The sequence below is a fragment of the Streptomyces sp. NRRL F-5126 genome (genome assembly GCF_000721265.1).
Classification (GTDB): Bacteria; Actinomycetota; Actinomycetes; order Streptomycetales; family Streptomycetaceae; genus Streptomyces.
Genome location: NZ_JOFZ01000004.1, coordinates 438,082 through 450,552, shown reverse-complemented (window position 1 = coordinate 450,552; position 12,471 = coordinate 438,082). Strand labels below are relative to the sequence as shown.

13 protein-coding genes are annotated in these 12,471 nt (G+C 73.7%); 11 read left to right on the top strand and 2 right to left on the bottom strand.

Annotation, left to right across the window (positions count from 1 at the left end; genetic code table 11):
* Window positions 1–51 precede the first annotated feature (51 nt).
* From IH48_RS0110500 to IH48_RS0110485, 4 genes are all read left to right on the top strand, one after another.
* Window positions 52–1,338 (top strand): FUSC family protein, encoded by a 1,287-nt coding sequence (locus IH48_RS0110500; RefSeq protein WP_051839512.1) that lies wholly within the window; start codon window positions 52–54, stop codon window positions 1,336–1,338.
* A gap of 281 nt (window positions 1,339–1,619) precedes the next feature.
* On the top strand, window positions 1,620–2,285 hold the full coding sequence (locus IH48_RS0110495; RefSeq protein ID WP_199809928.1) for an LAETG motif-containing sortase-dependent surface protein: 666 nt from the start codon (window positions 1,620–1,622) through the stop codon (window positions 2,283–2,285).
* 187 nt (window positions 2,286–2,472) lie between these two features.
* Window positions 2,473–3,492, top strand: a complete 1,020-nt coding sequence (locus IH48_RS0110490; protein WP_030902170.1) for a PHP domain-containing protein — start codon at window positions 2,473–2,475, stop codon at window positions 3,490–3,492.
* A gap of 89 nt (window positions 3,493–3,581) precedes the next feature.
* On the top strand, window positions 3,582–4,043 hold the full coding sequence (locus tag IH48_RS0110485) for a DUF4190 domain-containing protein (protein WP_234434198.1): 462 nt from the start codon (window positions 3,582–3,584) through the stop codon (window positions 4,041–4,043).
* Window positions 4,044–4,052: 9 nt separating this feature from the next.
* Here IH48_RS0110485 and IH48_RS0110480 read toward each other — a convergent pair whose 3' ends face one another.
* Window positions 4,053–5,135, bottom strand: coding sequence for an NAD(+)/NADH kinase (locus tag IH48_RS0110480; protein WP_030902167.1), 1,083 nt, complete (start codon window positions 5,133–5,135; stop codon window positions 4,053–4,055).
* Between the two features lie 234 nt (window positions 5,136–5,369).
* Here IH48_RS0110480 and IH48_RS0110475 point away from each other — a divergent pair, with 234 nt between their 5' ends.
* The 6 genes from IH48_RS0110475 (at window position 5,370) to IH48_RS0110450 (ending at window position 11,379) form a co-directional block, all read left to right on the top strand.
* Window positions 5,370–5,966, top strand: a complete 597-nt coding sequence (locus tag IH48_RS0110475) for a helix-turn-helix domain-containing protein (protein WP_030902166.1) — start codon at window positions 5,370–5,372, stop codon at window positions 5,964–5,966.
* 81 nt (window positions 5,967–6,047) lie between these two features.
* Window positions 6,048–7,244, top strand: coding sequence for an NAD(P)/FAD-dependent oxidoreductase (locus IH48_RS0110470; protein ID WP_030902165.1), 1,197 nt, complete (start codon window positions 6,048–6,050; stop codon window positions 7,242–7,244).
* On the top strand, window positions 7,241–7,564 hold the full coding sequence (locus IH48_RS0110465; protein WP_078849605.1) for a (2Fe-2S)-binding protein: 324 nt from the start codon (window positions 7,241–7,243) through the stop codon (window positions 7,562–7,564). Before IH48_RS0110470 ends, IH48_RS0110465 begins: the two co-directional genes overlap by 4 nt.
* On the top strand, window positions 7,561–9,006 hold the full coding sequence (locus IH48_RS0110460) for an FAD-dependent oxidoreductase (protein WP_030902163.1): 1,446 nt from the start codon (window positions 7,561–7,563) through the stop codon (window positions 9,004–9,006). The genes IH48_RS0110465 and IH48_RS0110460 overlap by 4 nt, the downstream gene beginning before the upstream one ends.
* A gap of 427 nt (window positions 9,007–9,433) precedes the next feature.
* The gene (locus IH48_RS0110455) at window positions 9,434–10,378 is read left to right on the top strand and encodes a dihydrodipicolinate synthase family protein (protein WP_030902160.1); all 945 of its coding nucleotides are present in this window, start codon (window positions 9,434–9,436) and stop codon (window positions 10,376–10,378) included.
* Window positions 10,378–11,379, top strand: a complete 1,002-nt coding sequence (locus IH48_RS0110450; RefSeq protein ID WP_030902159.1) for a proline racemase family protein — start codon at window positions 10,378–10,380, stop codon at window positions 11,377–11,379. Before IH48_RS0110455 ends, IH48_RS0110450 begins: the two co-directional genes overlap by 1 nt.
* A gap of 7 nt (window positions 11,380–11,386) precedes the next feature.
* On the opposite strand, the gene IH48_RS37360 is transcribed toward IH48_RS0110450, so the two are convergent.
* Complete coding sequence (locus IH48_RS37360) at window positions 11,387–11,515, bottom strand: hypothetical protein (RefSeq protein WP_267885307.1); 129 nt, start codon at window positions 11,513–11,515, stop codon at window positions 11,387–11,389.
* Between the two features lie 79 nt (window positions 11,516–11,594).
* Between IH48_RS37360 and IH48_RS0110440 the strand changes: the two genes are divergently transcribed.
* The gene (locus IH48_RS0110440) at window positions 11,595–12,431 is read left to right on the top strand and encodes a class I SAM-dependent methyltransferase (RefSeq protein WP_051839510.1); all 837 of its coding nucleotides are present in this window, start codon (window positions 11,595–11,597) and stop codon (window positions 12,429–12,431) included.
* Window positions 12,432–12,471 lie beyond the last annotated feature (40 nt).

The following is a 12,471-nucleotide window of genomic DNA, read 5'->3' as shown; positions in this document are numbered from 1 at the left end:
GAGACGCGACCGTGCCGTTGCGAGTGGCGCACGAGGGGGAAAGAGCGTGAGGTGTTCGACGTCCGAAATCGTGTGAAGGCCTCGGCCCTGCGCGTACTGCGGCTGCGCAGGGAGCCCGTGGTCGTCCAGACCCTGCGCTCGACAGCGGCGGCGACCATCTCGTTCATCGTCGCGGAGCGGCTGTCCAGCGAGGCTGCGCCCCTGACGGCGCCACTGACGGCGCTGCTCGTCACGCAGGTGACGCTCTTCTCCACCATCCGGCTCAGTCTCACGCGGGTGAACGCGGTCGTCACGGGCGTCCTGGTGGCGATCGGCTTCAGCGCTCTCGTGGGCCTCGCCTGGTGGAGCCTCGCGCTCATCATCCTGATGGCGCTCGTCGTGGGGCGGATCGTGCGCGCGGGCGACTTCGTCGTCGAGGTGGCGATCAGCGCGATGCTGGTCCTCGGTGTGACGCAGGTGCAGGTGGAGTCCACTGCCTGGACGAGGGTCCTCGACACCCTGATCGGCGCGGGCGTGGGCCTGCTCTTCAACTTCCTGTTCATCCCGCCCGTGTGGGTCGAGACGGCCGGCGAGTCGATCGAGGCGCTGGCCCGCAGGATCCGCCGGCTGATGCTGCACATCAGCGATGGGCTCGCGGACCCCACCACGGTGGAGACCGCCGCCGCCCGGCTGCACGAGGCCCGCAGGATCGATCAGGAGATCACCGACGTCGACGCGGAGCTGCGGCAGGCGGAGGAGTCCCTCCGGCTCAACCCGCGCGTGCGCGAGGGCCTGCTGCACCGGGTGGTACTGCGCACCGGTCTCGACACGCTGGAGATCTGCGCCGTGGTCGTGCGCGTACTCGCGCGGACCCTGACCGACCTCGCGAAGGCCCGTGTCGAGGAACCGATGTTCCCGCCCCGGACGGGTGCCGCGATGGAGAACGTGATCGCCAGGATGGGCGATGCGATCGTGAGCTTCGCCGTCCTCGTCACCTCGCCGGTCAGCGCGAACGCCGAGCGCGCGGAGACACGGCTCGCCGAGGATCTGGACGAGGCGCGCGGGGAGCGTGAGCACGTGGCACAGCTGCTGCTCGACATGGTGCGCGACCATCCGGCCGAGTGGCAGCTGCACGGGGCGCTGCTCACCCAGATGGACCGCATCCTCGACGAGCTGGATCTGGAGAACCGCTCGATACGGCTGATGGAGGAACTGGACAACTCCACGCGCAGGCAGCGCGAGAAGTACCGGTGGCTGAGGGATTGGCGGGCGCGGCTGGGCGACGGCGCGCGCCGTGCCCGCGACGTGCCCCGGCCACGGCGCGGCGGTGACCGCGGGGGGAAGGGAAACCGCAGCTGACAGGTGCGGTGGTACGCGACCGGAGGCCCGCTCGGGCCTCCTTGACCATTTCTTTATACATCTATCGGTTACTTGTAACAAACCCCGTCTGACGTGCGGAAGTTCGGTGAGTGACGGCGTGTCCGGATGCGCGCGAGCCGCGTCGCCATCCACTCCAACCGGACATCCGGCACGTGAGGAGCCGGAGTTGGCAGAGGTGGGCGGCGGACACGAGTGACGAGGGCGGTACTGTGCGCCCGGCCGCCATCGTGGGCGGCGCTTGTACTCCCCGGAGGAAATCTGTGACTCGATTCGGATCGCTCAGGCGCCCTGGGGCCCTGATATCGGTCGCGGCGGCGGGCGTGCTGGGAGTGGGCCTCGCGGCCGGCCCGGCGTCCGCGCACACGCCCAGGTGGCAGCTCACGTGTGACAGCGTGTCGGTCAATCTGCAGGCCTACAACGGCCAGGTCAAGAACACCGTGGAACTGACGGTGGACGGCAAGGACCTGCTGCCCGTCACCACGTTCGGCAGCAGCTTCCAAAAAAAGAAGCTGCCGCTCCCGGACCACGCCAAGGACATCAAGGTCCGTCTGATCGTGAAGGCGGGCGACAGCCCCAGGTACAACTTCGACGACACGAAGACGGTGGCGGCGTGCGCCGGTCACTCCGCCCCGCCGTCGTCGCAGCCGCCGTCGTCCCAGCCCCCGTCGTCGCAGCCGCCGTCGTCGCAGCCGCCGTCGTCGCCCGCCGGCTCCGCTCCGGCGAGTTCCGCGCCCGCCGGCCCGGCCCCGGCGTCGTCGTCGGCCGCCGCCGCTCCGGTCGCCTCGCCCAGCGCGTCGGGTGACAACCTCGCCGAGACCGGTTCGTCCAGCTCCACCCCCGTCATCGCCGGGGCGGCCGCCGTCGTGGTGATCGCCGGAGCGGGCATCCTGTGGGCGTCGCGCAAGCGTCGCGCCGCGCAGCACTGATCCGGCGCCCGAGCAGGTTCGCCGCGCGGCCGGTCCGCTGACGGACCGTGCCGCGGTACGCCGGGGGCGCGGCACCTCCTCGTGGGCGGATCGGAGCACCGGGGCCCCATGGCGTCGTCACTGACGCCATGGGGCCCCTTCGCGTCCGCCGGATGCGGGCGCGAACGGCCGCGCCGACAATGGGCGCATGGACCCGGTGACGGCGCTCGACAGGATCGCGTTCCTGCTGGAGCGGTCGGGCGCGGAGACCTATCGGGTCAAGGCGTTCCGCACGGCGTCAGGCGTGGTGTCGGCGATGGGGGCCGGTGAGTTGGCCGCGCGCCTCGCCGCCGGCTCGCTGACCCGCGTGTCCGGCATCGGCCCGCGCACCGCCGAGGTGGTGCGGGAGGCTGCCGGCGGCTCCGTGCCCGGGTACCTGGCCCGGCTGGAGTCCGAGCAGGCGGGGCCGCTCGCCGAGGGCGGGGAGGAACTGCTCGCGGCGCTGCGGGGCGACTGCCACCTGCACTCGAACTGGTCCGACGGTGGCAGCACCATCGAGGCGATGGGTGCGGCGGCGGCCGGGCTCGGACACGAGTGGGCCGTGCTCACGGACCACTCCCCCCGCCTGACGGTCGCACGCGGGCTGTCCGCCGACCGGTTGCGGGAGCAGCTGGACGTCGTCGCGGAACTGAACGGCCGCTGGGCGCCGTTCCGGCTCCTGACCGGCATCGAGTGCGACATCCTTGACGACGGTTGCCTCGACCAGGAGCCCGAACTCCTCGCGCGGCTCGACCTGGTGGTCGTGTCCGTGCACTCCGGACTGCGGATGGACCGGCACGCGATGACGCGCCGGATGGTCGCGGCCGTCCGCGATCCGCACGCGGACGTGCTCGGCCACTGCACGGGGCGGCTGCTGACGGGACGGGGGCGCCCCGAGTCGGAGTTCGACGCGGACGCCGTGTTCGCGGCGTGCGCGGAATCCGGTACGGCGGTCGAGATCAACTGCCGTCCCGAGCGGCTCGATCCGCCGCGCCGGCTGCTGCGCACCGCTGTCGCGGCGGGCACGCTGTTCGCCGTCGACACCGACGCGCACGCCCCGGGCCAGCTCGGCTGGCAGCAGCGCGGGTGCGCCCGTGCCGAGGAGTGCGGAGTGCCGGCCGAGCGGGTCGTCAACACGTGGCCTGCGGAGGCCCTGTTGGAGTGGACGGGACGGCAGCGCGCGCGCTGAACCGCCGACCTGCCCGACTGCACCGGCCCTGCGGGGGCACAAGTGGGATGACGTTGCTCCCGACCGGTGCAGGGAAGAAGTGGTGCCACATGTCGTCCACACCCGGGCCTTCCTCGTGGTCCTCAAGCGAGCAGCCGCACGAGGGACTGCCCTCGGCACCGCCCTACCCGGGTCCGCAGGGCGACCCGGGGTATCCGCAGCGCAGGCGCGGCAACGGCATGGCAGTCGCCGCGCTCGTGCTGGGGATCCTCGCCATCGTGTTCTTCTGGACGGTGTTCGGCGGCATCGTCCTCGGCATCATCGGGATCGTGCTGGGCATCTTCGGCGCCCGCAGGGCGCGCGGCGGCATGGCGCCGCATCGTGGGATGGCGATCGCGGGGGCCGTGCTGGGCGCGATCGGGCTGATCGCGGGCGGCCTGATCGTCGCCCTGGGCGTCTCGGTGCTGAACTCGCACGACTTCAAGAACTACAGCGACTGCCTGCGGCACGCCCACAGCCAGTCGGATCGGCAGCAGTGCGTGGACGACTACAAGAACGACGTCACGCACTGAGCGGGCCTGTCATGCCTCCTGGCCGCCCGTGCGGGCCTCGTCCGCCGGCGGCAGGCGCAGGTGCGCCAGGTCGGCGGGGACGGGGCCCGGGGGCCTGCCGAACGGGTCCAGGGGGCCTTCCCCGTCCGTGGCGGGCGCGTCGGTGAGGCGGAAGCGGTGGCGCAGCCGCTGGTAGAAGTCGGTGGGCGCGAGCCTGATCAGGGGCAGCCGGTAGTCGGCCGCGTGGACGGCGATCCAGTCGCCCGGCTCCAGCACGCCGCGCAGCCGGCCGTCGACGCTGAGCGCGGCGGGCCCCGAGTGCGGCAGGACGCGCAGCGCGACGGGTTCGTCGGGCGCGGCCACGACCGTGCGGTCGAAGGTCATGTGCGGGGCCACCGGGGTGAACACCACGGCGTCCATGTTCGGTGAGAGCACGGGGCCGCCCGCGGCGAAGCTGTAGGCCGTGGAGCCCGTGGGGGTGGCCACGATGGCGCCGTCCGCCGAGTAGGACGCGAGCAGGCGGCCCGCGAGGTAGACGCCGAGGTCGACCTGGCGGTCGCGGACGAGCTTCTCCAGGACGATGTCGTTGAGCGCGGCGACGTCGAGGGCCACGCCCCAGTCGTCCACCGCGTCGGCCTCCTCGCGCACCTCGGGCGGGGGCAGGGCGGGACCGCGTCCCGACCGCAGCAGCGCCTCCATGCTGGTGGGGATGCGCAGGGGCTTCGACGCGCGCAGGGCGAGCGTCATGCGGGTCTCGACGAGGGCGCGGTCCTCGTTGACCGCGTCAAGGGCGGCGACGACGTCCTGCGCGGGCACCTCGGTCAGGAAGCCGACCGTGCCGAGATCGACGCCCAGCACGGCCCCGTCGCCCTTCGCGGCGATGCGGGCGCCGCGGAGGAACGTGCCGTCTCCGCCGAGCGTGACGACCAGGTCGGGGTGGCCCGCGACGGTTTGCCGGTCCTCCTCCGCATGCCGGGGGCCGTCGTGCTGCCACACGTCGATCTCCGTGCACTGCACGTTGTGCAGGGCGCCCCATGTGTGGACGTCGGCCGCCACGCGCAGCGCGTCCCTGCGGCCGTGGTGCACCACGAGCCCCATCCGCTTCACCGTCACCGTGTGCTCCCTGGCGAGACGTCGTCCTCTCACTGTGCCCCCTTCCGGAACGGGTTGCTTCCCGGGAAGTCCTCGGCCGCCGTCCCCGGAGGCGGCGGGCCGTTCGGGCCGCCCTACACTCCGGTGCCAGGTCCGTTCGGTTACCGCACGCTCGATCTGTTCACTATGTCGAACGGCATACGCGGACGACCCGTACGCTGAGACGAACGCAGCCGATCGCCGTAGGAGCATCGAGTGACCCCCGCAAGCAGTTCGGTCAGGGACGTCCTGGCCGCCAACCTCAGACGCGAGCGCACGCGCCGCGGCCTGTCCCTGTCGGAGCTCTCCCGGCTGTCGAAGATCGGCAAGGCGACGCTCTCGCAGCTCGAGTCGGCCACCGGCAACCCGACGATCGAGACGGTGTTCAGCCTCTCGCGCGCGCTGGAGATGCCGATCTCGGACCTGCTCGACACGCGCCGCACCGACACGGTGACCGTGGTGCGCGCGGCGGACGCCGAGGTGCTCAGCGGGGAGGGCGTCGATCTGCGGCCGCTGCAACGCATCGAGACCGGCGGCGTGATCATGGAACTCTACGACCAGCAGGTCAGGGCGGACTCGCGCCAGCCGTCGCTGGGGCACGCGGGCACCGAGCACACGGTCGTGCAGAGCGGGACGCTCGCGGTGGAGGTGGACGGCCACCGGGTGGAGCTCGGCCCGGGCGACTACGTGTCGTTCGACGCGTCGCTGCCGCACTGCTACGCGGCGCCGGACGGGCCCGTGCACTCGGTGCTCCTCCTGCACTACAGGTCGGGAGCCGGTGAGCCGCAGGAGCGGCACGGCGCGCCGCACTGAGCGGCTGACACGCCGGCCGTTGACACCCATCCCCGGGCGACCTAGTCTCGGATCGTTCGCTTTACAGAACGAGGAGGACGGGTGGACCGAACGCGTGTCGTGATCCTCGGTGCCGGCATCGTCGGGTCCGCCTGCGCCAGGGAACTCGCCCTCGCGGGTTGCGACGTCCTGGTGATCGACCGGGGCGGCCCGGCGGCCGCGACCACCTCCCACGGCGAGGGCAACATCCTGCTGTCCGACAAGGGACCGGGGCCCGAGCTCGAACTGGCGAAACTGTCCCGGCGGCTGTGGCCCGAGGTACTCGCGGACCTCGGCGACCTCGCAGCGCAGGCCGAGTGGCAGCCCAAGGGCGGCATCGTGGTGGCCACCACCGAGGCGGGCGCGGAAGGCCTGCGGCCGTTCGCCGCCTCCCAGCGGGAGTCGGGAGTGGTGGCCGAGGCGATGGACGCGGACGCGCTGCGCGCCGCGGAGCCGCACGTCACCCGCGAGCACACCGCGGCCGTGCACTACCCGCAGGACGCCCAGGTGCAGCCCGCCGGCGCGGCCGCGGCACTCCTCTCAGGCGCCCTCGCGGCCGGCGCGGCCCTGCGCTCCGGCCGCGAGGTGCTCGGCGGCGTCGTGCGCGGCGGGCGGCTGACGGGTGTCCGCACGTCGCACGGCACGCTGGAGGGCGACGTCTTCGTCAACGCGGCGGGCCCCTGGTCGGGTGAGCTCGCCGCGCGGCTCGGCGCGCCCGTCGACATCAGGCCGAGGCGCGGCGAGGTGCTGGTGACCACGCCGCTCCCGCCGACGGTGTTCCACAAGGTGTACGACGCCGACTACGTCGGTGCGGTCGGCAGCGGGGCCGGCGATCTCCAGACGTCCGCCGTCGTCGAGGCGACGCTCGCCGGCAGCGTGCTGCTCGGCTCGTCGAGGCGCCGCGTCGGCTTCGACGCCAGGACGCGCCCCGAGGTGCTGTCCGCGATCGCCGCGAAGGCGCTCAGGCTCTTCCCGTCACTCGCCACGGTGTCCGTGATGCGCGCCTACGGCGGTTTCAGGCCGTACGTTCCCGACCACCTGCCGGTGATCGGCCCCGATCCGCGGCTGGCGGGGCTGTGGCACGCGAGCGGCCACGAGGGCGCGGGCATCGGCCTGTCGGTGGGAACGGCGCGGCTGGTGCGCTCGCTGCTCGACGGGCGCGAGCCCGAGATCGACGCGGGCCCGTTCCGGGTGGAGCGGCCCGCGGTGCTGGGTGAGGACGTACCGGCCGGGTCTCCGGCCGGGGAGGAGAGGACATGAGTCCGAGGCTCGTGCCAAGGGCGACCGACCGCGTGCGGCGCATGGAGACACCGCTGACGGTGACCGTCGACGGCGAGCCGGTGCGCGGGATCGCGGGGCAGACCGTGGCGGGGCTGCTCCTTGCGTCCGGGCGCACGGCGTGGCGGGCGACCGGTTCCGGCGCGCCGCGCGGTGTGTTCTGCGGGATCGGTGTGTGCTTCGACTGCCTGGTGACGGTCAACGGCGAGCGCGACGTGCGGGCCTGCCGCACGCGCGCCCACGACGGTGACGCGGTCTCCACGCAGGCACGGGGCGAGCAGGACGAGCGGGGCGAGCGGTGACGGCAAGCACGGGCGGCGCCGGCAGCCATGTGGTGGTCGTGGGCGCGGGCCCGGCGGGTCTCGCCGCCGCGGACGCGGCGCTCGCGGCGGGTGCGCGCGTCACACTGATCGACTCGGCGGAGCAGCCGGGCGGCCAGTACCACCGGATGCTGCCCGAAGCGTACGAGGCGGCCAACCCCGACGTGCTGCAGCACGGTTACGACGCGTTCGAGCAGCGCGCGATGCGGGTCATCGGGCACCGGCGCTCCACCTGGCTCGCGGACACGTCGGTGTGGGCCATCGAACGGGACGACCCGTCACACGCCCCGTTGGTGCACGTGCTCACCGGCCGATCGCCGCGGCAGCGGCGGACGCTGCGCCCGGACTCGCTGGTGCTGGCGACCGGCGCGCACGACCGCGTACTGCCCTTCCCCGGCTGGGAGTTGCCCGGCGTGTTCACGGCCGGGGCCGCGCAGGCGCTCGCGAAGGGCGAGCGGGTGGCGGTCGGCGACCAGGTCGTGGTGGCGGGCACGGGACCGTTCCTGCTGCCGGTCGCGGTGTCGCTGCTCGAAGCGGGGTCGCGGGTCGTGGAGGTGCTGGAGGCCGCGCGTGCCGCCTCCGCGACGCGCGGCTGGCTGCGCAGGCCGTGGGAGCTGGCCGCCCAGGCGGGCAAGACCGGCGAACTCGCCTCGTACACGGCGGCGCTGGCCCGCGAGCGGGTGCCGTACCTGCCGGGCCGTGCCGTGGTCGAGGCGCGCGGCGACGGACGCGTGGAGGAGGTCGTGAGCGCGCGGGTGCGCGGCGACTGGTCGGTCGTGCCGGGCACCGAGCGGGTGACGGCGGCGGACGCGGTGTGCGTCGGCCACGGTTTCACACCGCGCCTGGAACTCGCGGTCGCGTCCGGGTGCGCGCTGCGCGGTTCGGCGCCCGCCGAGGTGTTCGTCGAGGTCGACGGGGACCAGCGCACGAGCGCGCCCGGGGTGTACGCGGCGGGCGAGGTCACCGGCATCGCGGGCGCTCCCGCGGCCCGCGCGGAGGGCGCGGTGGCGGGCTGGTTCGCCGCGGGGGGCGACCCTGCGGCGCGCACACTCGCACCGCTGCGCCGCGCCCGCGACCAGGGCCGCGCGTTCGCCGATCGACTCGCCCACGCGCATCCGGTCGGCGAACAATGGCCCGGCTGGCTGCGCGGCGACACGATCGTGTGCCGGTGCGAGGAGACGGACTACGCGGCAGTGTGCGCGGCTGCCGGCGACCCGGTGTCGTCCGAGGCGCGGGTCGCGCGGCTCGGCACGAGGGCGGGGCTCGGGCCCTGCCAGGGGCGGATGTGCGGTGTGACGGTGGCCGAGCTGAGGGCACGGCTCGGCGCGCCTGACACGGATCCGGCCGCGCCGCACCGCAGGCCGGTGGCGGAGCCGATCCGCCTCGCCGAACTCGCCGCGCCGCCCGCGGAGCGTGCGCCGTGACCGATGTGCCGCGAGGCGCCGCACGCCCGCTGCCCTCTGCGAAGCGGCTCCGGGCCCGTGGCGCGCGAGTGCCGTTGGCGGTGGGTCCGTCCGGCCGGGCGGCAGCCTCCGAGACGCGGCCCACGCGGCGCGCGGCGCCGACTGCCGGAGCACGTGGCACGCCCCACGAGGCACGCGGGCGTCCGCGCGTGCCGACGTCTCCGCGTCCGGGGGTGGCGTCCGCCGGAGCGGCTCCGTTCAGTGCCGTACCCGCGGCAGGCGATGGTCCGGTGCGGGCCGCACGGTTGCGCGGTGCACTCCCCGTCGCTCCGCGCGAGCGCCCCTCCCCCGTACGGGAGTTCGCCTCTGTCCGTCCCGGCTGATCCGTCCCGGGTCCGAGCCCGTGCCGGGGTCGTCCCGGTGTTGTCCGTCAAGAAGGAGATCGCGCATGTCCACCTCGTCCCCCGGTACCGTCCTCAACGGCGTCGTCGTCGCCACCGCCCTGCCCTACCGCGAGGACGCGTCCGCGCCCGCCGGGCTCGCCGTCGACCTCGACAGGTACGCCGAGCACTGCTCGTGGCTCGTCGACAACGGCTGCGACGGCGTCGGCCCCAACGGTTCGCTCGGCGAGTACTCGTCGCTCACGGACGACGAGCGCCGCGCCGTCGCACGCACGGCGATCGGGGCCGTCGCCGGGCGCGGCAAGGTCATCGTCGGCGTGCACGGCGTCGGTTCGCACCTGGCCGCCCGCTGGGCCGAGGCGGCGGCGGAGGACGGCGCTGACGGCGTGTTGTGCCTGCCGCCCACCATGTACCGCGCCAACCCGGGCGAGGTCATCGCGCACTTCGAGACCGTCGCGGCCGTCGGACTGCCCGTCATGGTGTACAACAACCCCTTCGACACGAAGGTGGACCTGACCCCGGCGCTGCTCGCCGAGATCGCCGCGATCGACAACGTGTACGCGGTGAAGGAGTTCTCCGGCGACGTGCGGCGCGTGCTGGAGATCAAGGAGCAGGCGCCAGGGCTCGACGTGATCAGCGGCGCCGACGACGTGGTGCTCGAAAGCCTCCTCATGGGCGCCGCCGGCTGGTTCGCCGGGTTCCCCAACGTCTTCCCCGCCGAGTCGGCGCGGCTGTTCCAGCTGGCGCGCGCGGGCAAGCTGGAGGAGGCGCGGGCGCTGTACGAGCCGCTCGTCGCCGCGTTCCGCTGGGACTCGCGCACCGAGTTCGTCCAGGCCATCAAGCTCGGCATGGAGATGGTGGGCCGCTACGGCGGTCCGTGCCGCCCGCCGCGCGGGCCCCTCGTGCCGGCGTTCCGCGAGCAGGTCACGGCCGACATGCGGCGCGCGATCGACGCGCTGGCCGCGCTCGGCGACGAGGGGCAGCGGGCCTGATGCGCAGCGTCCGCACTCTCAGTGCCGTCGACTCGCACACCGAGGGGATGCCCACGCGCGTCGTCACCGGCGGCGTGGCGCCCATCCCCGGCGAGTCGATGGCGCAGCGGCGCGCGTACGCCGTCGAGCACCTTGACGAGCTGCGGCGGTTCCTGGTGGACGAGCCGCGCGGCCACTCCGCCATGAGTGGGGCGATCCTGCAGCCCCCGCTGCGCGAGGACGCCGATTGGGGAGTGCTGTACGTCGAGGTGAGCGGTTTCCTGCCGATGTGCGGGCACGGCACGATCGGTGTGGCGACGGTCCTGGTGGAGACCGGGATGGTGGCGGTGACGGAGCCGGAGACGGTCGTGCGCCTCGACACACCCGCCGGGCTCGTCGAGGCGCGCGTGGCCGTGTCCGACGGCGTGGCTCAGAGCGTGACCCTGCGCAACGTCGACGCGTTCGCGCTCGCGCTCGACGCCGTGGTGCCGGTGCCCGGCCTTGGCGAGGTCCGCTACGACATGGCGTACGGCGGCAACTTCTACGCCATCGTCGATCTGGCCTCCATCGGCCTGCCGTTCGACCGGGCGCGCAAGGACGAGATCCTCGCGGCCGGCCTGGCGATCTCCGATGCGATCAACGCCGCCGATCCGCCCGTCCATCCGGCCGACCCGGCCATCCGCGGCTGCAAGCACGTGCAGTTCCTCGCGCCGGGCTCCGACGCGCGCCACTCCCGAAATGCCATGGCCATCCAGCCGGGCTGGTTCGACCGCTCGCCGTGCGGCACGGGCACGTCGGCGCGGATGGCGCAGCTGCACGCGCGCGGCGAACTGGCCGTCGGTGCACCGTTCGTGAACGAGTCGTTCATCGGCACCCGGTTCACCGGGCGGGTGGTCGCGGAGACGGAGGTCGCGGGCCAGCCCGCGGTCGTGCCCGAGTTCACCGGGCGGGCGTGGATCACCGGCATGGGCACGTACCTGCTCGACCCGGACGATCCGTTCCCGCACGGGTTCGTGCTGTAGCGGCCGGTCAGACGTCACGGCGCCGCACCGCGAACACGGCGAGCGCGATCGCGATCAGCGGCCAGACCGCGTAGACGAACCAGGAGCCGTGGACAGTGGTGCTGGGCGCACGGGACCGGGTCCAGCTCGTGATCACCGCCTACGAGACCGGCCTGGTCACGCTGGACCACTGAGAACCGACACCAACGGAGAACTGCACCACGGGAGGGCGAACGATGGCAGGCGAGTTCGACGCGCACGAGCGGCAGATGTGGGCGGGCGCGGCCAAGGCCTATGCGGGGAGCTTCGCGGCCCTGTGCGCGGGGGCGGCGGAGGCGCTGCTGGACGCGGCCGGGGTCCGTGAGGGCGTCCGCGTGCTGGACGTCGGCACGGGGCCGGGCACGATCGCGGCGGCGGCGCTGGCGCGGGGCGCCGAGGTCGTGGCGGTGGACGCCGAGCCGAGCATGGTGGAGTTGGCGGCCGCGAACGCGCCCGGGGCGGAGGTCCGGCACGGTGTGCTCCCTGAACTGCCCTTCGCGGACGGCTCGTTCGACGCGGTGGTGGGCAACTTCGTGGTCAATCACGTGGAGGACCCGTGGGCGGCGCTGACCGAGTTGCGCCGGGTGGCCCGTCCGGGCGGCCGGCTCGCGGTGACGGTCTGGCACGCCACCGCCAACGAGGCGATGTCACTGTTCAACCAGGCGATGGACGAGGCAGGCGTGGTGCGCCCTTCTTACCCCGCCCCGATGAGCTTCACCCGGACCGTGGAAGGCCTGTGCGGCCTGCTGGAGCAGGCGGGACTCGCCGAGGTGGCCGGGCGCGAACTCGCCTGGACGCACCGGGAGGACCCCGAGGTCTGGTGGTCGGGCCCGGCCGGTGGGGTGGCCGGCATCGGCCGGGTGATGTCGGAGCAGACACCGGGGATGTACGCGCGGGTCAAGACCGCGTACGACAGGCTGGCGGCCGGGCGACTCGGCGGCGACGGCTTGATCGGCCTGCCGGCCGTGGCGGTGCTGGCGTCCGGCCGGTGTCAGCAGGTCACCGGCGGCCATTCGGTTGTCGCCGGCCGCTGAACGGGCCGGCGCGGCGGGGAACAGCGCGGGGAGCCGGTCG

Excerpts from the sequence above, each read along its gene's own strand:
- IH48_RS0110490 (WP_030902170.1), top strand. The coding sequence starts at position 2,473 with ATGGACCCGGTGACGGCGCTCGACAGGATCGCGTTCCTGCTGGAGCGG.
- IH48_RS0110485 (WP_234434198.1), top strand. The coding sequence starts at position 3,582 with ATGTCGTCCACACCCGGGCCTTCCTCGTGGTCCTCAAGCGAGCAGCCG.
- IH48_RS0110465 (WP_078849605.1), top strand. The coding sequence starts at position 7,241 with ATGAGTCCGAGGCTCGTGCCAAGGGCGACCGACCGCGTGCGGCGCATG.
- IH48_RS0110455 (WP_030902160.1), top strand. The coding sequence starts at position 9,434 with ATGTCCACCTCGTCCCCCGGTACCGTCCTCAACGGCGTCGTCGTCGCC.
- IH48_RS0110450 (WP_030902159.1), top strand. The coding sequence starts at position 10,378 with ATGCGCAGCGTCCGCACTCTCAGTGCCGTCGACTCGCACACCGAGGGG.
- IH48_RS0110440 (WP_051839510.1), top strand. The coding sequence starts at position 11,595 with ATGGCAGGCGAGTTCGACGCGCACGAGCGGCAGATGTGGGCGGGCGCG.